This window comes from Effusibacillus sp. SKA8 (genome assembly GCF_058273125.1).
The window spans coordinates 1-19356 of record NZ_JBZCSF010000009.1; the positions used below are offsets into that span (position 1 = coordinate 1).

At 51.9% G+C, this 19356-nt stretch carries 18 protein-coding genes; 5 read left to right on the forward strand and 13 right to left on the reverse strand.

The genetic code is table 11. The features are described 5' to 3' along the window. From AC4ED1_RS08810 to AC4ED1_RS08835, 6 genes are all read right to left on the reverse strand, one after another. The coding region (locus tag AC4ED1_RS08810; protein ID WP_490937715.1) for a hypothetical protein at window positions 1–1193 on the reverse strand (1193 nt) is incomplete at its 3' end. A 30-nt stretch (window positions 1194–1223) separates the two neighbouring features. Then, a complete protein-coding gene (locus AC4ED1_RS08815) occupies window positions 1224–3434 on the reverse strand; it encodes a peptidase domain-containing ABC transporter (protein WP_490937717.1) in 2211 nt (736 codons plus the stop codon). 23 nt (window positions 3435–3457) lie between these two features. After that, window positions 3458–3814, reverse strand: coding sequence for a response regulator transcription factor (locus AC4ED1_RS08820; RefSeq protein ID WP_490937719.1), 357 nt, complete (start codon window positions 3812–3814; stop codon window positions 3458–3460). 32 nt (window positions 3815–3846) lie between these two features. Next, window positions 3847–4335: a GyrI-like domain-containing protein gene (locus AC4ED1_RS08825; RefSeq protein ID WP_490937720.1), complete on the reverse strand. Its 489-nt coding sequence runs from the start codon at window positions 4333–4335 to the stop codon at window positions 3847–3849. 477 nt (window positions 4336–4812) lie between these two features. After that, window positions 4813–5544, reverse strand: a complete 732-nt coding sequence (locus AC4ED1_RS08830; protein WP_490937722.1) for a ZIP family metal transporter — start codon at window positions 5542–5544, stop codon at window positions 4813–4815. 12 nt (window positions 5545–5556) lie between these two features. After that, a complete protein-coding gene (locus tag AC4ED1_RS08835) occupies window positions 5557–6117 on the reverse strand; it encodes a manganese efflux pump MntP (RefSeq protein ID WP_490937723.1) in 561 nt (186 codons plus the stop codon). 303 nt (window positions 6118–6420) lie between these two features. Between AC4ED1_RS08835 and AC4ED1_RS08840 the strand changes: the two genes are divergently transcribed. Then, on the forward strand, window positions 6421–6909 hold the full coding sequence (locus tag AC4ED1_RS08840; protein ID WP_490937725.1) for a hypothetical protein: 489 nt from the start codon (window positions 6421–6423) through the stop codon (window positions 6907–6909). Here AC4ED1_RS08840 and AC4ED1_RS08845 read toward each other — a convergent pair whose 3' ends face one another. Then, window positions 6910–8013, reverse strand: a complete 1104-nt coding sequence (locus AC4ED1_RS08845; RefSeq protein ID WP_490937727.1) for an L-threonylcarbamoyladenylate synthase — start codon at window positions 8011–8013, stop codon at window positions 6910–6912. Window positions 8014–8274: 261 nt separating this feature from the next. On the opposite strand from AC4ED1_RS08845, the gene AC4ED1_RS08850 reads away from it, so the two are divergent. The 4 genes from AC4ED1_RS08850 to AC4ED1_RS08865 are packed head-to-tail and all read left to right on the forward strand — an operon-like array spanning window position 8275 to window position 11751. Further along, window positions 8275–9627, forward strand: coding sequence for a right-handed parallel beta-helix repeat-containing protein (locus AC4ED1_RS08850; protein WP_490937729.1), 1353 nt, complete (start codon window positions 8275–8277; stop codon window positions 9625–9627). Window positions 9628–9630: 3 nt separating this feature from the next. Beyond that, window positions 9631–10206 (forward strand): nitrous oxide reductase accessory protein NosL, encoded by a 576-nt coding sequence (locus AC4ED1_RS08855; protein WP_490937731.1) that lies wholly within the window; start codon window positions 9631–9633, stop codon window positions 10204–10206. A 5-nt stretch (window positions 10207–10211) separates the two neighbouring features. Further along, window positions 10212–11036, forward strand: a complete 825-nt coding sequence (locus AC4ED1_RS08860) for an ABC transporter permease (RefSeq protein ID WP_490937733.1) — start codon at window positions 10212–10214, stop codon at window positions 11034–11036. After that, window positions 11029–11751, forward strand: a complete 723-nt coding sequence (locus tag AC4ED1_RS08865) for an ABC transporter ATP-binding protein (protein ID WP_490937735.1) — start codon at window positions 11029–11031, stop codon at window positions 11749–11751. Before AC4ED1_RS08860 ends, AC4ED1_RS08865 begins: the two co-directional genes overlap by 8 nt. A 98-nt stretch (window positions 11752–11849) precedes the next feature. Here AC4ED1_RS08865 and spoIIR read toward each other — a convergent pair whose 3' ends face one another. From spoIIR to AC4ED1_RS08895, 6 genes are all read right to left on the reverse strand, one after another. Continuing rightward, window positions 11850–12599, reverse strand: a complete 750-nt coding sequence (spoIIR, locus tag AC4ED1_RS08870) for a stage II sporulation protein R (protein WP_490937737.1) — start codon at window positions 12597–12599, stop codon at window positions 11850–11852. A gap of 128 nt (window positions 12600–12727) precedes the next feature. Next, window positions 12728–14689, reverse strand: a complete 1962-nt coding sequence (locus AC4ED1_RS08875; RefSeq protein WP_490937739.1) for an AMP-binding protein — start codon at window positions 14687–14689, stop codon at window positions 12728–12730. Between the two features lie 57 nt (window positions 14690–14746). Then, window positions 14747–16123 (reverse strand): TIGR00366 family protein, encoded by a 1377-nt coding sequence (locus AC4ED1_RS08880; protein ID WP_490937741.1) that lies wholly within the window; start codon window positions 16121–16123, stop codon window positions 14747–14749. An 86-nt stretch (window positions 16124–16209) separates the two neighbouring features. Next, window positions 16210–16995, reverse strand: coding sequence for a 3-hydroxybutyrate dehydrogenase (locus AC4ED1_RS08885; protein ID WP_490937742.1), 786 nt, complete (start codon window positions 16993–16995; stop codon window positions 16210–16212). 23 nt (window positions 16996–17018) lie between these two features. Next, window positions 17019–17831 (reverse strand): methyl-accepting chemotaxis protein, encoded by an 813-nt coding sequence (locus AC4ED1_RS08890; protein WP_490937743.1) that lies wholly within the window; start codon window positions 17829–17831, stop codon window positions 17019–17021. A gap of 44 nt (window positions 17832–17875) precedes the next feature. Beyond that, window positions 17876–19258, reverse strand: a complete 1383-nt coding sequence (locus tag AC4ED1_RS08895; RefSeq protein ID WP_490937745.1) for a GntP family permease — start codon at window positions 19256–19258, stop codon at window positions 17876–17878. Window positions 19259–19356: the final 98 nt, after the last annotated feature.

Sequence of the window (19356 nt, forward strand, 5' to 3'; positions counted from 1 at the left end):
TATCTTACTGTATCCCCTTCTTTTATATCCGCAATACCTTTGTTGGGGACGGAGATTTGTACTTTATATTGGGAATTTTCTTCAGGTACAATTGTTAGTATTTCACTGCCGGTTTGCAGCAAATCCCCTCTGTTGATCTCCGTTATTACCTTAACTTTCCCATTGATCGTGGCCCTGACTATACGGTCTTGGTAAGCAATATAGTTATTGTTTAACTGTTCCTCCAAGTCTTTTATTTTGGATTGTTTTTCTCTTATTGCGTCATTTAAGGCAAGTAGAGTATCAAGCTTGTATCTTTCGGAACTGGGAACATTGCTGTTCGTGGCAGATTCATTACTTTGAAAGGTTCTTTTCAAAGAAAATTCCAATTCGTTAAGTTCTTTTTTTGTGCTTTCGATTTCCGCTCTTATTCCTACAAGATATTTGTCTTGATAGTTGCGCAATTCCAATTCGGCAACTTTTGCTTGTCTGTATTGATTTTCAATCTGGGATCTGGGAATGATTTGTTCTCCTAATGCTTGGGAGAGTTCATATTCTTTTCGTTTTTGTTCCGATAATGTTTGAAGTCTACTTGCTTCACTCAGATATTCGGAAACTTTAAAATAAAAATCTCTATCCTCTTGGTTAAATAAATTTATCCCTTGGAGTATGGATTCTTCCAAGATCAACAACTGATCCAATTTCCGCTTTGTCTGTGACAATTTAACATCCAGTTTGTTGTATTCGGTTTTATATTTTATAAATTTGTAATAATATTCCTTTTCAAGTTGTTCCCCAAGGGGTGTGAACAAATTGTTGTCTGTTTCAACCGCTTCTCTGAATCTGTTAAGAAATTGAAGCTCTTTTTGATTTGTTTCTAATTCTTTCCTCAAAGCCTTTTCTTGCACTTCCAGATCTTCCGTTTCAATAGTAAACAGTACGTCCCCCGTCCTGACCGATTGTCCTTCGACAAAATTGATATCTTTCACCTTTCCCAGGACCTTATTTCGAATCGTACTGACGTTCTCGTTTGGCCGAATCACCGCATTTCCCTTAACTACAATTTCTTTTTCACCATAATAGGCCCAGATTAGAATTCCTGCCAGGAAAGTCATTAATATATACATGAAAACAGCGATAAAAGGATGAGGCTTCGCCTCCAACATTTCCCGACTGTCTGTTAACTCTTGAATATCGTATATAGCTTCCCTCATTGCTGGAATCTCTCACTTTCTCAACCGATCTTACGCCATTACTTCCTTGCATGAGTTCTCTCCTACCGGACTGGGAAGTTGGTCTTTCCATAACTCGTAATATTTTCCTTTTTTCTTCATAAGCTGCTCGTGAGACCCTGTCTCAACGATTTCCCCTTTATCCATTACGCAGATCGTGTCGCATCTCATAATTGTACTGAGACGGTGGGCTATAATAATTGTCGTAATGCCTGAACAAAATTCATGAATGGTTTCGGAGATTGCTTTTTCAGTAGTAGAATCCAGATTGCTGGTCGCCTCATCCAAAATCAGGATGTCAGGTTTTTTCAAAATGGCCCTGGTTATCGCCAGACGCTGTCTTTGTCCCCCGGACAGATTGGCCCCATTTTCCTCCAAAAGGGTATCGTACCGAAGGTGGAATTGATTAATAAAATCATGAGACCTGGTGATTTTAGCCGCTTCTATAATTTTCTCCAAATTTACTGTTTCACTCAGTCCTAATGTAAGATTTTCACGAATCGTTCCACTAAAGAAAAAGGTGTTCTGCGAAACGTAAGCGATACGATCTCTAAGAACTTGAATGCTTAAATCTTTTAGATTGTTACCGTCAATTAAAATGCTCCCTTTTTCACAAGGATAGAAATTCATTAGTAACTTGACGAGAGTCGTTTTGCCTGATCCGCTTTCACCAACCAAAGCTATCTTCTGGCCAGGTCGTATGGTTAAGTTAATATCACGCAGCACTAATGGTTGTGAACCGTATCTGAAAGAGACATTTTTGTATTCGATGTTTCCCCTTAATGAAGCGGGTCGGATTTTCCTTTCTTCATCACCTGTTTTTTCTATTTCAAGATCAAGAATTTCGCCCAGACGGTCTGCAGCTACAACAGCAGTTTGGATTTCATCCTGCAGATTGATTAAGTTTTGAATTGGTTCCAAAAAATATGCAAGAAGAGCATTATAGGCAAGCAACTGTCCTACCGACATGTTACCTTCCAACACCTGGTTAGCCCCCACCCAAATAATCACCACTCCGCCAACCAGTTGGACAAATGTTTTCAAAGAAGTCTGCAGATTTTTAAGAAATCCGTCTTTTAACACGCTGCGCAGATACTTAACAAACCTTTTCTCTGTCACAAAATGAACTTTCCGTTCGGCGTTATATGCCTTAACAGTCTCAATTCCGCTGACCGATTCCACTATAAAAGAGGTCAATGAAGCGTTTTCTTCCATAAGTTTCCGATTAATGCGTTCAAACGGTCTATGAAAGCTCCAGACCAAAAGGACGTAGATTGGAACAAGTAAAATTGTAACTCCAAACAGCAAAGAATTTTGCGAGTATAATATAATTCCGCCCACGATTGCCATTAAAGTATCTATCATGATCGTTAACGTTGCACTGGAGATCGCTTCTCTCACTTTCGACGCGTCAATTAGTCGTGAAATAATTTCACCGACTTGTCTTGTTGCAAAAAAATTTATCGGGAGGTTAATGACATGTTGATAACAACCTAATAGAAGGGAAATGTCTAACTTTTGGCTTAAGTAGATTAGCAAATGTGTACGAAAAAAGTTTAAGATGGTCTTAAAGAGATATAAAACAATTACACCAAAAGAAACGATATGCAGAGTTTTGTTCAGGTTATGGGGTAGGATATCATCTATTAGAAATTGAAAGTAGAAAGCGCCCAACACTCCCAGCAGGGTATAGAAGACAGAGGCCAAAAACAAGCTTAAAATTAGTTTTTTCTGCGGGATCAGCAAACCTAGAAACCGACCGAATAAGCTTTTTGTTTCATCTCCTTTTTTGAAGGATGTGGTTGGAACCATAAGGATCAAGACGCCGCTCCAAATCCTTGCAAATTCCTCGGGTGTATACTCCGTTATTCCATTTGCCGGATCCGCGACGATGATTTGTCGTTTGTTTGCTTTATGGATCACCACGTAATGCAACAGTTTTTGGTCAATAATGACATGCGCTATGGCAGGAAACGGGAGATCCTCATGCAAAGAAAACGGATCCGCTTTCACCGCCTTTACTGCAAAGCCTAATGTTTCCGCCGCTTTTACAAGCCCCAACACACTAGTTCCGTTCTTGTCCGTACCGGCGGCTTCCCGAATTTTTGAAATCGGTATGTTCAACCCGTAATGTTTGGAAATTGTGGCCAAACAAGCTGCTCCACAATCCTTTATATCATGCTGTCGAATACAGACATAGCGTGTAAAAGGATTAAAATTCAAGCAGATTACTCCTTTCGTGGATATCAGAGTAACTGTGAACAGTGTATGGAACCCAATATTTTTCCACCTGGGCGGAACATGCACAAATTCATCCGCGGATTCGAATACTGGTTCCCTCCTCCCTGGATTTCCGATAGCTCCTCCATCGGGATGTGAGCAAGTTTAGAATCGTCATCCATCTTTAGCCAGCCGAGCCTGTAGGCGGTTATGCCAATTTCTACCCTAGACCGTTTTCCCCACTTTCTTTTGATTGATGCAATAACCTCTCCAACCCTTCTCCTGCTTATGAACAAAATTTGAGCAATTTCCACATCTTTGTAGCCGTACCCTACGAGTATGGCAACCTCACGTTCCTTCTCGCTAAGCTGCATGGATCTCATTTTTCCACCTCTTTTCAAAAAACTGAATAATCTTATAAAACGGAAGGGTTTACTCCAATGTATATGTCAATAATTGGGCCCCCACCGACCATTGTTTCTTCATCGTTTCTGTGCACTAAATAAGCTGCGGTAATTTGCTGCAAACCGTTGTCTTCAATATATTTTTGCAGTGTTAAGTAAGTAGACTCCAAATTTTCGAGATTTCCCTTATTTCTTGCCGATACAGCGGAAACAAGATGAAAAACCTTTTTAAAATTATAGATTGCCGGAAGAGGAATGATCCTATCGACAGGTATAAGAATTTCCGTGTCCAGGATATGCTGGCCGTTCTCTATGGTTTCACTATGTATCGCTGTGATCATGGGACCCTTTTTATATGCTCCCTTCTCTTCAAGAAATTGCGTCAATTTGGTAATCTCACGGTTTATTTCGGAGTCAGGCATTTTTTTCCGCAACGAAACGACATTTTCGAATCGAATGCTTTTTCCTTGCTCAATCTTAACGTTTGTATCTAAGTACATTGGATCACCTCCCGCTATAAATTAATGTTTTTCCGTATTTCCCCGTACTTTCGAAGGACTTCAACCTCATATTCTTTAAGAGCGTCGGATCTGTAAATGACGATAATAGGTGTGATTGCAGAAATAGAAATTGGAGCATCCTTGAACTCCATTGTTATAATTATCATGAGCTTTTTTTATATCCAGTGTCTATAGCAAAATTTGATTGATTTTGTCGAAAATCATTTTTTAAAAATTTATTCATAAACTCCCTTTTAAGCAATCGAACGTTTTGCAGAATAATGGAAAGTATCGCTTTTACTCTTTAAAGGGGCACAGTAAAAAGGGCATACCTACAGAATTTTAGATTTTGGATGTTTGTTTCTGGTTTAAGCACTCAATCAAGTAATCCTTTATGGACTGTACCTGAAAACGACGTTTTCAAAAAACTCGAAGCCTCGCTCCCCGAGAACCGCTCCTCTCAAACGATACAAAATCTCACCGCTGCAGCGCCGACAAACCAATCATGACTGCCGTTCCGGCGAACGCCCCGAGGCAGGCAAAGAATTTGTCGGCCAAAAGCGCTTCCGGCAAAATATCCCGCGACACCACATATGCCATCGCGCCTCCCGCAAATGCCAGCGACAGTGAAACAAACGCGTCCGACACGCTGAACAGCCAGAGGGAAATGACCGTCCCAAGCGGCGTGGTCAAGCCGGCAAGAAACGTCACCCAAATCACCTGCCAGCCGCGGACTCCCGCCAGCCGCAGCGGCACGGCGATACTCATCCCTTCCGGTATATTGTGCAAGGCAATCGCGAGCGCAATCGCCACCCCGATGCCGGGATTCACTTCGTCGCCCGCCCCGATGGCAAGTCCCTCCGGCAAGTCATGCAACGCAATCGCAAGCGCGATAAACCCCCCCATTTGCAAAAAAGCCGCTTTTTCCCCATTCAGTCCCGTATTTGCCATTGCGGAATGAAACACCCTGCGCAGAACCGCCATAAAAATCCAGCCGCAGACAGCCCCCAGGACAAACCCTTCGCGGCTTCCGGTTTGAATCGAAGCCGGCATCAGTTCCGTCAGGACCACGATGGCCATAATCCCCGTCGCAAGCCCGAGAAAAAGCGCCAGCATCCGCTCCGACAACCGGTGAAACCCAAGGACGATCCAACCGCCCAGTGGCGTAGCCATCCCGGACAAAAAACTGATCCAGACGATCTCCCCCACAGCCCCCAACCCCTAGAAAAAGAACTGCAATCCGAACATAATCAGTATCGCCCCGCCGATGATCTCCATCGACTCTCCAAGCATCCGCCCCATCAAACTTCCGATTGAAAGGCCAACCGCCGCCATCAGCCCGCCGACAACCCCGAAGATCAGAATCGCAAGCCCGAAATGAGCATCGGTAAGCCCGAAACTGAAACCTGCCGACAAGGCGTCGATGCTGACACTCATCGCAAACAAAAACAATCCCCATCCGACAGTCCGGTCGAGCGCCCACACCGGTTCCCGGTCTCCCCTCCAGGCGTCCCAGATCATATGTGCCCCCAGACCGATCAATAAGGCCGCTCCGATCATCCGGGCAACGTCCCCCATCAGGTTGTGGAGATAATGACCCACCGCCATCCCGGCAAGCGGCATCAGGATATGAAACAATCCGATTGTGACGCTTATCCGTGTGATGTCTCTTTTCGACAGGCTCCTCATTCCAAGGCCGACCCCCAAAGACATCGCATCGCTTCCAAGCGCGACCGCCGTCGTAAGGATTGTCAGCAATTCCCCCGATGCTACGTTTGTCATGGGCTCGCCTCCCGAACTTGAACCTTTCTTGCCATATGTATGCGACTCGTCCAAGAAAAATACGGACAAAGACAGCTTGGCGGCCCATCTGCCTGCCCGCCTCCAGCATCGCCCCGTCCAGCCCCCCATCCGATAACATCCGTTCCCGACAACTCCGGTAATCCCCGGGTTCCGGACATATCCGCTCTCCTGCAACAGGTTCAAAAATGAAAACACCGCCTTGTGGCGGTGCGTTTGAGCGTTTAACACCGGACCGGTGCAATGCATAAGATGCCGCAACGAGCCTCTGAGGAGGAAGCGGCCATGTTCGATCCGATCGAATCGGTCCGGCTGTTCCGGCAAATCGAGCGAATCCGGGATTTCAACGCAAGCATTGTAACCCGCATCAACCAAACCCGGCGGGAGGTTGGCGGGTTGGAACCGGCGGTCGCCGAGTATTTGCGGGGGCGGGCCAGAGTGTTTAACAGCTTCGTGGCGGCGGCGCAAAAAATTGCGGATGCGATCCGGCGATCGGGATATGTTCTGCTCTTTCAACTGAAGTTTGAAGTGGAACGCCTCACCTATCTGACGTTCCGGGGGATGGGGCAATTCTCGGAATTTCTTTCCCGTCTGGCTGGGGAAAGTCCCATCGTCAGGCGGAACCCCATCGTGTTAAGGGAGATAGAGGGGCTTCGGGGAGACATTGCGGAGATTCGCGAATCGATACAGCAACACAATTTCAGCATGCGCCCGATCGACCCGCTGGATTCGGATCCCTGCATTGCAACCGGTGACGGCATCAAAATCATATAATTACCGTTTATATTTTGAACTCTGATCAATGATCCGGTAGCCGGCCGCTTTTCGCAGCCGGTTCATGATGGCAAACCCGATTCCCTGCGGCGGAAAACTTTCCGCATAAATCCGCTCGACACCCAAACGGTCAAACTCCCGGAGCGCCCCGTACAATCCCGCCGCGATCGTTTCGGGTTCCGACCGCCTGCCGCACGAAACGACTTCGTCCGCACGGTACAGGCTTTTATGCTCGTCCGTAGTCAGCACGCCCGTTTTGGTTCCTTCCGCCCTCGATTTATCCACAAGCGCTTGAATCGTTTCCGCCTGTTTATCCACATCCCCTTCGACGATCCACATTTCCGCCCGAGGTGCGTAGTGTGTGTATTTCATGCCCGGCGAACGTGGCGTTTCGGCATTCCGGTCAACTCTCCCGAAGCTGGCTGCCGCACCGGAACCGGCCGTGCATCCGGCCTCCCGTTCCAATGAAGGGGCCACCCGCACTTCTCCGATCACTTGTTCCAGCATTTCCTTCGTGATCCCGCCGGGACGCAAGATCATCGGCGGCTGAACCGTGACATCCAGCACCGTTGATTCGACTCCGACGCCTGTAGCGCCTCCGTCGACAACGGCGGCGATGCGGCTGTCCAGGTCTTCCAACACGTGGGAAGCGGTCGTCGGACTCGGGCGCCCCGACCGGTTGGCGCTGGGAGCGGCGATCGGCAGACCCGTTTTTTCCAAAAGCGCCAAAGCGACCGGATGATTCGGCATGCGAACCGCAACTGTGGATAACCCTGCCGTGACCCGGTCGGGCACGCCTTCCCTGCGCGGCAAAATCAAGGTCAAGGGCCCCGGCCAAAACTTGTCCATCAGCTTTTGCGCCGCCTCTGGAATATGAGACACGAGACCGGTCAGTTGTTTCGCATGCGCGATGTGGACAATCAAGGGATTGTCGGACGGGCGGCCTTTTGCCGCAAAAATTTTATCCACAGCCTGCGCGTCCGTCGCATTGGCTCCGAGTCCGTACACGGTTTCCGTGGGAAACGCCACCGTTTCGCCCTGCCGCAGCAAACTTGCGGCCCGTTCGATATCCTGTTCGGTTGTTCCCAGTCGTGCCGTAAGCATGAGAAGTCCCGCCTTGTATCGAAAGTCTGGTGCTACAGGCTTATTATACCATTCCTGTTTGGAAAGCCAATCCGGGACGAATTACACGGAACGACCGTTCTGGTTGTTCACATTATCCACAATTTCCTGTGGATATTTTTCCGGAAGGGAACATAAAATTCACAAGTTGTTACGATTCTATAGCCCGATCGGGTCATCAGCAGGTGGAGCGTTACATGCTATACTAAGCTCGGATTTTGGCGAAGGGGGTGCGCGGCAGATTTGCGGAAACTCGGCAGGCATACGGCGCTTTTTTGTTCGATTTTGTTAGGAACCTTCGCCTGTCTGAACCTTTATCCGGGAGACGCGGGAGCGGCTGCGGCGTCGGGCCTGCAGGCGATGATCGACCGGGCAAAACCGGGCGACACCCTCACCATTCCGTCCGGGACGTATGAAGGACCGGTCGTCATTTCAAAACCGCTGAATATACAGCCAAGCGGCGATGTGCGGATCGTAGGTGTCGGAGATGAACCGGCCGTGCGGATTGAATCCGATAATGTCCGGATGGCGGATCTCACCGTTGTGGATACACGACGGCAGCCGGAATTGGTCGCCGTGCTGCTGAACGGAAGCGGCAACCAACTTCGCAATCTGCATATCATCGCCAGCGGCATAGGCCTGCAGTTGCAGGAAGCGCACCGCAACCGGATCGAAAACCTCCGGATCGAAGGGGAGCGCCATCCGGACTCTGACCCGTCTTCCTTCATGCAGCAAGGAAACGGCATCGATTTGCGGGAATCCCACGAAAATGTCATTGCCGGTTCGCGCATCTCGGGAGTACAGGACGGAATCTATGTCGAAAACAGCGATGCAACCCAGATCCTTCAAAATCAGGTGACCGATTCCCGTTACGCGTTCCACATGATGTTTACGCATAACACCGTCATCCGGGCAAACGAATCCGTCCGGAATGTGGTCGGCGCCATGATTATGGGAACGGACCGGACGGAAGTCACGGAGAACCGTTTTTACAAATCGGACGCTCATGTCCACTCGCAGGGCATTTTGCTGTTTGACGCCAAGAACTCTCTTGTCGCGAAAAACCGGATTGAAGGGAACCGTTTGGGACTTTATGTGGAACAGTCCGCCGACAATGAGATCGTCGAAAACAACATCGCGCAAAACTTTATGGGAATCCAGATGTTAAATTCGCACAACAACCATTTTTATCTGAACAATCTCATCACGAATGTGATTCAGGCGCAGGCGGAAGAAAGCTCCGACAACCGGGTGCATGAGAACTACTGGGACGACCATCAGGGAATCGATTTGGCGGGAACCGGCCGCAGCAGTTTGCCGTACAAGGCGGACCCGTTCTTTTTGACGCTCGTGACAGCGGTTTCTCCGTTCCAATTGTTCTTTGGTTCCCCCGGCATGCTCGTCTTGCAAGAATTGTTTAAGAGCGACACAAGCAATTGGATGACGGACGAATCGCCGCTGTTGACCCCCGTTTTCCCGCCTGCAAACGCAAATCCTGGCAGGGACAAAACGGTTCTGTTGGCAAGCACCGCCCTGTTTTTGGCCGGCGCGGTTCCGTTTGTGACGCCATTATTGAAAAAAAGAAGGAGAGGTTGAAAAATGAAAAAACTGATCATGGCTTTCTTGAGCGTCTTTCTGGTGGCATCCGTGGCAGGCTGCGGCAAGGAAACCGCCCAACCGGTGGCAATCGCTGCAGGTGTCGATAAATGCGACGTGTGCAGCATGATGGTTCCGGACGACCACAACGCGACTGAAATCATCCTCAAGGACGGAAAAGCGTTGAAATTCGACGACATCGGCTGCATGAACGCTTGGGTGAAGAAAAACGGAAAAGAGCAGGTCGCCGTCCAATATGTGCGCGATTACCATTCCAAAGAATGGCTGAAACTGGAAAACGCTTCCTTCGCCTATGACAAAGAGTTTAAAACACCGATGGCCTACGGGATCTATTCCTTCAAAGACAGCAAGGAAGCACAGCAATTCGTCGACGAACAAAAGCGCGGCAAAGTGCTGTCCGCAAACGACCTTGCTGCCCATTCGTGGGAGCGCAATATGGACATGATGAAGGAAATGAAGATGCAAAAGCAGGGCGGTGACAACCCGAACGGACAACAGATGCAGCACGGACAGCAGCAAATGCAGCATGGACAAGAACAGATGCAGCACGGGAAGTGAGCCGGATGCGCTTTTGGATTGTCGCCAGACGGGAGATGAAGCTCGGATTTCGCAATCCTTGGTCCTATTCGTTTTTGCTCCTGTTCACGCTCTTCAGTTTGGCACTGTTGCTGCTTCAATCGCAGAAAAGTTACGGCATGGCCGGTTATACCCACGCCACCGGCACCATGATCAACCTGATTTTGTATCTGTTGCCTTTGATGACACTGTTGCTTGGTTCGTTTTCACTCACCGCCGAAAAGGAAGATGGTGGATGGCAGTTGCTGTCCACCTATTCGTTGTCTGCAGCCGAATTTGTCGCCGGCAAATATGCGGGCCTGACGGTCGTGTTGCTGTCCATTGTGGGAGTGGGCTACGGCCTGTCCGGGATTGCCGGGTCCCTTGCCGGCCAATCGTTTTCTTTGCAAACCTTTTTGACACTGCTGCTGTTTTCGGCCGGAATCGTACTGCTGTATCTTGGGATCGCCGTCTGGATCGGCTCGCTGTCCAAAAACCGCTGGCAGGCGTTGATCTTTGGCGTCGGCGTCTGGTTCCTCACCGTATTGGCCTGGCCCACACTGCTGATCTCCGTGCTGGGGACGCTCCCGTATGCGTGGATCCGACCAACTCTGGAAGTCGTAACCCTGCTGAATCCCGCCGAATTTATGCGGATTTTTACGGTTATGAAAATCGGCGGCGGCTCTGTCTTCGGTCCCGAGTATTACCGATGGGTGCAGTGGGCGCAGCGGCCGGGCGGCAGCATCGTGTTTGCGCTGGGATGCCTGGCGTGGATCTGGATGACGGTAGGTCTTACGATTCTCTCGTGGGAAAGAGGAAGATATCGTGGCTGAGAAAGTATTGGAGATTCTGCAGTTGAGCAAATCGATCAACGGAAAGACGATCGTCCATCCCTTCGATCTTGAATTGGAAGCGGGCCGGGTGCTCGCCCTCTGCGGGGGAAACGGCGCGGGCAAGAGCACGATTCTCAGGATGATCGCCGGAATCGCCCAGCCGACATCGGGAACCGTCCGGGTGTGCGGGATCGAATGGAAACGGCAGCGCAAAGCGTTCGCCGAACAGATCGGCTACATGCCTGACGATTTCCAATTCGGCCATGCGTTAACGGCCGGCGAAACGATTTATTTCTACGCCGGGCTTCGCGGCGTCAGCCATGCGAAAGCCGATGAAACGCTGGAGTTGGTCGGGCTTGCCTCCGCCAGAGACAAGCGCGTTTCGAGTTTTTCCAAAGGGATGCGGCAGCGCTTGCTGTTCGCCCAAGCGCTGCTGGCGGATCCGGCCCTCCTGATTCTCGACGAACCGACAAACGGACTCGATCCCTATTGGATGCAATCGTTTGTGTCGTTGGTAAACAACGTGAAAGAATCGGGCAAATCGGTGATTTTTTCGACCCATAATCTGCAAGCGGCGGAAGAAACCGCCGATCAAGTCGTTTTTCTGCAAGACGGGCGCATCAACAGTTCGGGAACGTTGGCGTATTACCGGGAAACCTACGGAACCGGAGGGCTGTCCGCAGCTTTCTCGGAACTGGTTGCCGCCCTGAACTGAAACGGATGCATCCGACCGGAATCCGAGTCTTTTCAAACGGCCCCGGACGCGGACCGGCCCGGCTCTGCATGATCCTTCCAAGCCGGGCCGGGCATTTTTTATTTGAAGATTGCTTTCATAAACTCTCCGATCTTGGTCATGAATGAATTCAACAAATCAAGAATCCCCAGACGCACTTGCACGGTCTGGGCGGTATTGCCGTCACCGGTCGGCACCTGTACGGTTGTCACCGGCTTTGATTTGGCATCCATATCTTTCGCCTGAACCGCGTCACCATTGGCCAAGTCCACGAAACAAAGGGGTGGAAACAAAACGCACCACCAGTTTTGGCCCTGGCCTGCCCCGATCACGATCCGCAGCGCCTCGTAGTCACCCGCCGGATACACCTTGTCGCCGTAAAGTTTCGTCGGAAACGGCACCATGCCGTAATCGGTCCGCAGTTGATAGGACGCGCCCGCTTCCCGAATGACACCCGCCGCCGCCTCGTTTAATTCGGGCACGGCCGCCTGAATGGCCTGACGGGCTTCTTCCCGGCTGCCAACCCCGCGCAGGCGCTTGCCGACTTCGTCGATGATGCGGTCGCGAACCTTCCGTTTGAGGGCTTGATCTTCCGGTGAATCGGAGTTGGCGATAATCCGCAGGCGCACAGCCTCATCCGGTATTCCGGCCGCCTCTTCGCCGTCCGCCACCGGGATGGCGGCAGAGGCTCCCGCATTGGGTTTTTGCAGTTCAATTCCGGTCAGTTGCGCACTTTGTGCCGTTCCTTGCGCCAAAACGGTTTGCCATCCGCCTGACAGACCGCCCAACAAAAGCAAACCCGCAATTCCCGCCGCAATTCGCACCCGCATTTTGCGTCCTCCCCTTTTTCCCGCAGACGTTCAATTCCTGTTAGCCTCAGTATCGTCCGGGGAAAAAGGGGTTATACTTGTCTCGCAAAAAATTTCGTAGAATCGAAGTGGTATCGAAACTAATGTCATCAGTGCCCGGATGGTTGAGCCAGCTTTCGCACCGTCTCCACCGCTTCCGGATTTTCCAGCGAGGAGAGATCGCCCGCTTCCTTGTTCAGGTACGCGGCGCGCATCGCGCGGCGCAGGACCTTGCCGTTACGGGTTTTCGGCAAATCCGCCACGAAATGGATCGCTTTCGGCCGCAGCGCTTTCCCCATTTTTTCCGCCACCAGATCCAACAGTTCCTGTTCCAAGGCGGAACTTGCCTCGACTCCCGGTTTCGGCACGACAAAGCAGACGATGACCTCGCCCTTGATTTCGTCCGGAACCCCTATGGTGCCCGCCTCGACGACAGCTTCGTGTCCGACCAGGACCGACTCCACCTCCGCCGGGCCGACCCGCTTGCCCGCCACGTTCAACGTATCGTCCGAACGGCCGGTAATCGTCCAGAACCCTTCGTCATCAAGAATGACCCAGTCCCCGTGCACCCAGGTGTCAGGCCAGCGGTTCCAATAGGTGTCCTCATACCGCTCCGGCTCCTGCCAAAAGCCGTTTGTCATGCCGACCCACGGCTGTTTGATGACCAATTCGCCAACCGTGTTGCGAACCGGTTGTCCGTTTTCGTCATAGACGTGAACATCCATCCCCGGCAGCGGCGAGTTGAACGTAATCGGAGCAATCGGCTTCAAGAGGACATTCCCGAGAATGCCGCCGGAGATCTCCGTACCGCCGGAGTAGTTGAAAATCGGGATTCTGCCGTTGCCCACTTTTTCGAACAACCACATCCACGGTTCCGGATTCCAAGGCTCCCCGGTCGAACCGATCACGCGCAGGCTGCCGATATCATGTTTCTTGACCCAGGATTCGCCGTGCTTCATCAGCGAGCGAATCAGGGTCGGCGAGATTCCGAGATGCGTTACTTGATGATCCGCCACCAGCTTCCACAGACGATCCGGTTCCGGATAATCGGGCGATCCTTCGTACAGAACGGCTGTCGCGCCGTTCAAGAACGCCCCGAATACCAAAAACGGCCCCATCATCCAGCCCATGTCGGTTACCCAAAGCAGGGTTTCGCCCTGTTTCAGATCCATCCCAAACCCGGCGTCAAACGCCGCTTTCAGCGGAAATCCCGCATGCGTGTGCACCGCCCCTTTCGGCCGGCCGGTGGTGCCCGACGTGTAGAGCAGCATTAACGGCTCCGAACTTCCCATCACCTCAGACGAAAGACTGTCTGTCCCACCGCCTGCCGCTTCCAAATCCGTCCAATCGATATCCCGTCCGTCTGTCCACGGAATCTCGCGGCCCAAGCGGCGGACAACCACCACTTTCTCGACCGAAGGAGACATGGCAACCGCGCGATCCGCTTCTTCTTTCATCGCCACCGCCTTGCCGCGGCGCAGGAACCCGTCGGCCGTGACGAGCATCTTCGCCGTCGCCGCATCCGACCGTTTCGCCACCGCGTCCGCTCCGTACCCGGAAAAAGCGGGGGAGAACATCGCGCCGATTTTTGCGATCGCCAGCATGGCGACAACCGTTTCCGGAATCATCGGCATATAGATCGAGATGCGATCCCCTCTTTCAATTCCTTGCCGGCGAAGTCCTTGGGCAACGCGGGCGACCCAAGCGCTCAATTCGGTGAACGTATACCGCTTGACGGTTCCGTCGTCACCTTCCCAGACAAGCGCCGTTCGGCCGGCCGTAGCGGGATCGTTCGCCCATTTGTCAACGGCGTTGTGAACCACATTCAATTGACCGCCCACATACCAGTTCGGCCATTTGATTCCTCTCGACAAATCGAGGGTTTGTTCGTACGGGCGGAACCACTCGATTCCAAGCGCTTTCTCCGCTTCTTTCCAGAACCAGGCCACGTCATTTACAGAAGCTTGCAAAAAAGAGTCATACTCGTTAAATCCCAGCTGTTTCATCCATTGATAGAGACGGGTCGATTCGATCAGTGATTGTGTGGGAAACCATACCGCTTTGCTGCTCATGTTTTTCCTCTCCCTGTTTCAGTTTCAAACTTGGCGCGGGCGGTCTGCTGCGGCAGCTTAGAAAATCAGCAGCGCCGCCCCAAAGATCGTGAATCCAAACAGCAACGCCATCACGCAATAGCCCATAATATCGCGAATCGTCAGCCCAGCCAGCGCCAGGATCGGCAGTGCCCAGAACGGCTGGATCATGTTAAAAACGCCTTCACCAAACGCGACAGACATCGAAATCTTGCCGAGATACGCCGGTGACGTTTGGCCGAGCGCCAACGCCGCCTGAATCGAGACAGGCCCTTGTACCGCCCAGTGGCCACCCCCTGACGGAACGAACATCGTGATTATGCAGGACCCGATATAGTTTAAAAACGGCAGGGTATGAACGGTGGCAGCTTTCACCAGCTCGCTGGCCAGCACTGTTTGCAAAGGATCGATCCCTTTGGCCGGCTGATACGCCATCAGCGCCATGATGCCCCCGTACAAGGGGTATTGCAGCAGCAGCGAACCGGACGCCTTTGCCGATTCACAGAACGCCCGCACGTAGCGGATCGGCGTCCAGTGCAAAAGAAGCCCCAGCAAAGTAAACAACAGGATCATCGTGTTGATCGTAACAGTTCCGTGCAGCGGGCCGAAAAACTCGTAGAACCCGGCAACGACCAGGATCAAGTTTAAAATCCACGCATTTTCCAGAACGCTCGCAAACGTCTTCGGCTGCGCCGGTTGCGCCGCCGGTTCGGCGGCGACTGCAATCTCCGCGTTGAACAAAGCGCTGCGGTCAATCGGTTTGATATCGCGCGGTGCGATCCATTTCAGCATGAACGGGAAAAGGACCAGCGTCACAACCACCGGTACGATGTTGTACGCCGTCAGAATGTCATTTTCAATACTGACGGTTTGTTTGGTCAGTTTGTAAATGATGTTCAGCGAACTCGTCGGATCGGCATTGGCCAGCACGATCGAACTGGAAAAACCGGATGTCCATGTGATAAAGCCCATATATGCGGCCGCCACCACATACCCGAAATCCATCTGCTCCAGCCGCTTCGCGATCTCTTTCGCCAAAATCGTGCCGATCACCAGCCCCAGACCCCAGTTGAGAAGCGACCCGACAGCCCCCGCCAAAAAACACATGACAGCCGCCTGCACCTGATTCTGCGGGATCGCCGCCAGCCGCTCCAACCCTCTTTTGATCAGCGGCGCTTGCGCCAAAGTGGTGCCGCACACCAGGATCAACGTCATCTGCAAAGCGAACGTAAAGATGTTCTGCGATCCCCAAACCCCTTGATACCAGGCGTTGACGACACCGCTTAGGGTAGTTTGCGGAACCAGCCAGAAATCGAGCGCTACGACCAGCAGCGTCAGCAATATCGCAAACAGATACGGGTCAGGCATATACCTCTGTATATAACGTACAAAAAAATTCGTTAATTTTGCAAACATCGGCTTCCCTCCTGACGGTGAATACATTCTGCGGCCTACAAAAACGTGCCGCTCCTGCCCCCATTGTAGTCCAGCTTGAACGGGGGCTATTGCGCCGTATAGCCCCCGTCGATCACAACAGGCACTCCCGTAATGCCGGCTGCTTTGTCGCTTGCGAGGAACACCGCATACTCGGCGATTTCCTGCACCGACAACAGGCGTTTTTGCGGAACGAGCGGATAGATCACTTCTTCCAGCACTCTTTCCAGCGGAACGTTTCTCGTCTTTGCCAAATCTTCCAACTGGCCGCGAACCAGCGGCGTATCCACATACCCGGGACACAGGGCGTTCACCGTGATTCCATGAGCCGCGCCCTCCAGGGCCGCCACTTTTGTCAGCCCGATCACACCGTGTTTCGCGCTGTTGTAGGCCGCTTTTCCGGCAAATCCGATCAGCCCGTTGATCGATGCGATGTTGATCACACGGCCAAAACGTTGCCGCTTCATGATCGGAAACGCATGCCTGATCCCAATAAAGGGAGCAGTCAACATCACTTTGATCAGCAGTTCAAACTTTTCGGTCGGGAAGTCCTCAATCGGCGCTACATACTGCAGGCCTGCGTTGTTGACGAGAATGTCGAGCCTTCCGTAAGATTGAACCGCCATTTCGATGGTTTGCCGGAACTGGGCTTCGTTCGTCACGTCGCACGCGACTCCTGCCGTTTGCGATCCCTCATCTTGCAGCTCTTTGGCCGCCGCCTGGACGGCCTCCCCATTGAGATCCGACAGTACCACTTTCGCTCCTTCTTTGGCGAACGCACGGGCGATTGCAAGGCCGATGCCGCTGGCGGCGCCGGTTACAAGAGCGACTTTTTCCGTCAAAGCTTTTTCCATTCTGGATCCCTCCGACATCCTGATTACCTGGCCATTTCATTCAACATGGCTGCCAAACGGTTGATGTGTTGCACGATCGCAGACAATCCCTGGGCTCCCGCCGCTTGTTCCTGGCCGGAAGCGGCCACCGATTCCGCTTGTGCAAGAATGTCCTTCACGCTCTCCTGCACTTTGCCGACATTGGCATTGACTTCCTTGGCGGAAGCTTGCGCTTCGTTTGCCAACCGCCGAACTTCGTTGGCGACGACGGAGAAACTCCGACCGAATTGGCCCGCGTGAGCTGCCTCGATTGCGGCGTTTAACCCCAGCAGATTGGTTTGGCTTGCGATTTGGGCGATGACTTGATTCACCTTGTTGATCTCCGCCATCTGTTCGGCCAACGTTTTCGACAAGGTCACAATCCCGAGATTGGCGCTCGCAAGGGATTCCGCGTGCCGGGCAAAATCTTCCGCCGTTGCGGAGAGTTCTTCCGTCATGGCCGACAGCTCTTGCGCCGATTCGTACAGCTTCTCTTGCCGCTCCGTCGATAAGCAGCAGACGATTCCCCCGGACACCCGGTGTTCTTCTGCAAAAACGGGGACAGCCATGGCAATATAAGGGATACCAAATAGCGATTTGTCCATCGTTTTTTTGACAGGCTTTCCCGTCGACATCGCCTCGGCCAGTACAGTCCCTTTTTTTACGCGATCACCTGCCCGCACTCCCAAATCAAAATTTGGACTTGCTTCCGCATACAAATACGTCGTCAGATCCGAAACGCACAGCAGCGATTCCGCGTTCAGGTCCAGCAACCGTTTAAAAATGGGGGCATATTCAATCAGCGAAGAAAGATTCATAAATTCCCCCCCCCATCGCCAATAGGCTGTTTGAAAATAGACACCTAGAAAATAGACACCGCAAAGGCAAGGATGAAGACCGTAAGCGTTTTCACAACCGTAATGGCAAAAATATCCTTATACGACTGACGATGGGTCAGTCCCGTGATCGCCAGAAGCGTGATGACCGCACCGTTATGCGGCAGCGTATCCATTCCGCCGGACGCCATCGACGCGATCCGATGCAACAGCTCGGGGCTGATGCCGGCCGATTGCGCCAATTGCAGATATTGCTTGCCCATCACTTCGAGCGCGATCGACATCCCGCCGGACGCGGAACCGGTAATGCCGGCCAGGACGTTCACCGCTACGGCTTCCGATACAAGCGGATGGTTGCTTGCTCCCAAAATCCATCCCTGAATCAATTTAAAACCGGGCAGTGTCTTGACCACATTTCCGAAACCGACCTCGGACGCCGTATTAAAAATCGCCAGCAGCGCTCCCGCCGCGGCAGTCGTGAGGCCGGCTGCCAGTTTGTTTTGCACGCCCTTGAGATTGATCGCCATCGCCGCCAGGATTCCGATGGTCAACGCGATGATCAACGCCCAGGAGGAAGCTACCGTTTTGACGTTGGCAATATTGAAGTTCTTCTTTAAAATTTCGGGATCGTACCAAGCGGTGACTGTCAGAAATCCCCTGCTTAACAGGTAATTGAACAGCAACACCAGCACCAGCGGCAGCAGCGACAGCCAAATATTCGGATACTTCTCATCCGGTTTGACTTCCGGTTCGTTGATATGCCCTTCGCCATACCCTTCCCCGACCGCTTCCGCTTGTTTGCGCCGGCGCTCCAACCAGAACATGCCGCCGGCAAAGACCATCAGGCCGCCGATAATTCCCACCGCGGGAGCCGCATAAGCATCGGTCCCGAAATAATTCGTCGGGATAATGTTCTGAATTTGCGGAGTGCCCGGAAGCGCGTCCATCGTGAAGGTGAAGGCGCCCAGTGCGATCGTCCCCGGAATCAAGCGCTTCGGAATATTTGCCTCGCGGAAAATCGCCGCCGCGAACGGATACACGGCAAACGCCACCACGAACAGCGATACGCCGCCGTAGGTCAAAATCGCGCAAGCCAACACGACCGCCAGAATCGCCCGCTTCGAACCGACCGCTTTTACGATTCCCTGCGCAATCGACGCGGCGGCCCCGCTCATTTCCATCACTTTTCCGAAGATGGCCCCAAGCAGGAAAATCGGGAAAAACGACTTCACGTAGTTCGCCGCGTTGACCATAAACGTTTCCGAATAACTCGGCATCAGCGGAAGTCCCGACAAAACGACCGCCAAAAGCGTGAAGATCGGCGCGAACACGATCACCGGAAAGCCCCGGTAGGCAAAAAACATCAGGAGCCCCAGTGAAACGAGAATCGCGATTACCTCAATAAACATTTGACCCCTTCCTTTCTCCTTTTTATTTTTTGTGACAAATATTTGTCTGTAGTTAGAAAATAAGCAAGATTCATGCCAATATTGTTTTTAAGCAAACT

What these genes read in the sequence shown, in the direction of transcription:
- AC4ED1_RS08820 (WP_490937719.1), bottom strand. Translation starts at nt 3,814, where the DNA reads ATGAGATCCATGCAGCTTAGCGAGAAGGAACGTGAGGTTGCCATACTC.
- AC4ED1_RS08825 (WP_490937720.1), bottom strand. Translation starts at nt 4,335, where the DNA reads ATGTACTTAGATACAAACGTTAAGATTGAGCAAGGAAAAAGCATTCGA.
- AC4ED1_RS08835 (WP_490937723.1), bottom strand. Translation starts at nt 6,117, where the DNA reads ATGACAAACGTAGCATCGGGGGAATTGCTGACAATCCTTACGACGGCG.
- AC4ED1_RS08840 (WP_490937725.1), top strand. Translation starts at nt 6,421, where the DNA reads ATGTTCGATCCGATCGAATCGGTCCGGCTGTTCCGGCAAATCGAGCGA.
- AC4ED1_RS08845 (WP_490937727.1), bottom strand. Translation starts at nt 8,013, where the DNA reads ATGCTTACGGCACGACTGGGAACAACCGAACAGGATATCGAACGGGCC.
- AC4ED1_RS08855 (WP_490937731.1), top strand. Translation starts at nt 9,631, where the DNA reads ATGAAAAAACTGATCATGGCTTTCTTGAGCGTCTTTCTGGTGGCATCC.
- AC4ED1_RS08860 (WP_490937733.1), top strand. Translation starts at nt 10,212, where the DNA reads ATGCGCTTTTGGATTGTCGCCAGACGGGAGATGAAGCTCGGATTTCGC.
- spoIIR (WP_490937737.1), bottom strand. Translation starts at nt 12,599, where the DNA reads ATGCGGGTGCGAATTGCGGCGGGAATTGCGGGTTTGCTTTTGTTGGGC.
- AC4ED1_RS08875 (WP_490937739.1), bottom strand. Translation starts at nt 14,689, where the DNA reads ATGAGCAGCAAAGCGGTATGGTTTCCCACACAATCACTGATCGAATCG.
- AC4ED1_RS08880 (WP_490937741.1), bottom strand. Translation starts at nt 16,123, where the DNA reads ATGTTTGCAAAATTAACGAATTTTTTTGTACGTTATATACAGAGGTAT.
- AC4ED1_RS08885 (WP_490937742.1), bottom strand. Translation starts at nt 16,995, where the DNA reads ATGGAAAAAGCTTTGACGGAAAAAGTCGCTCTTGTAACCGGCGCCGCC.
- AC4ED1_RS08890 (WP_490937743.1), bottom strand. Translation starts at nt 17,831, where the DNA reads ATGAATCTTTCTTCGCTGATTGAATATGCCCCCATTTTTAAACGGTTG.
- AC4ED1_RS08895 (WP_490937745.1), bottom strand. Translation starts at nt 19,258, where the DNA reads ATGTTTATTGAGGTAATCGCGATTCTCGTTTCACTGGGGCTCCTGATG.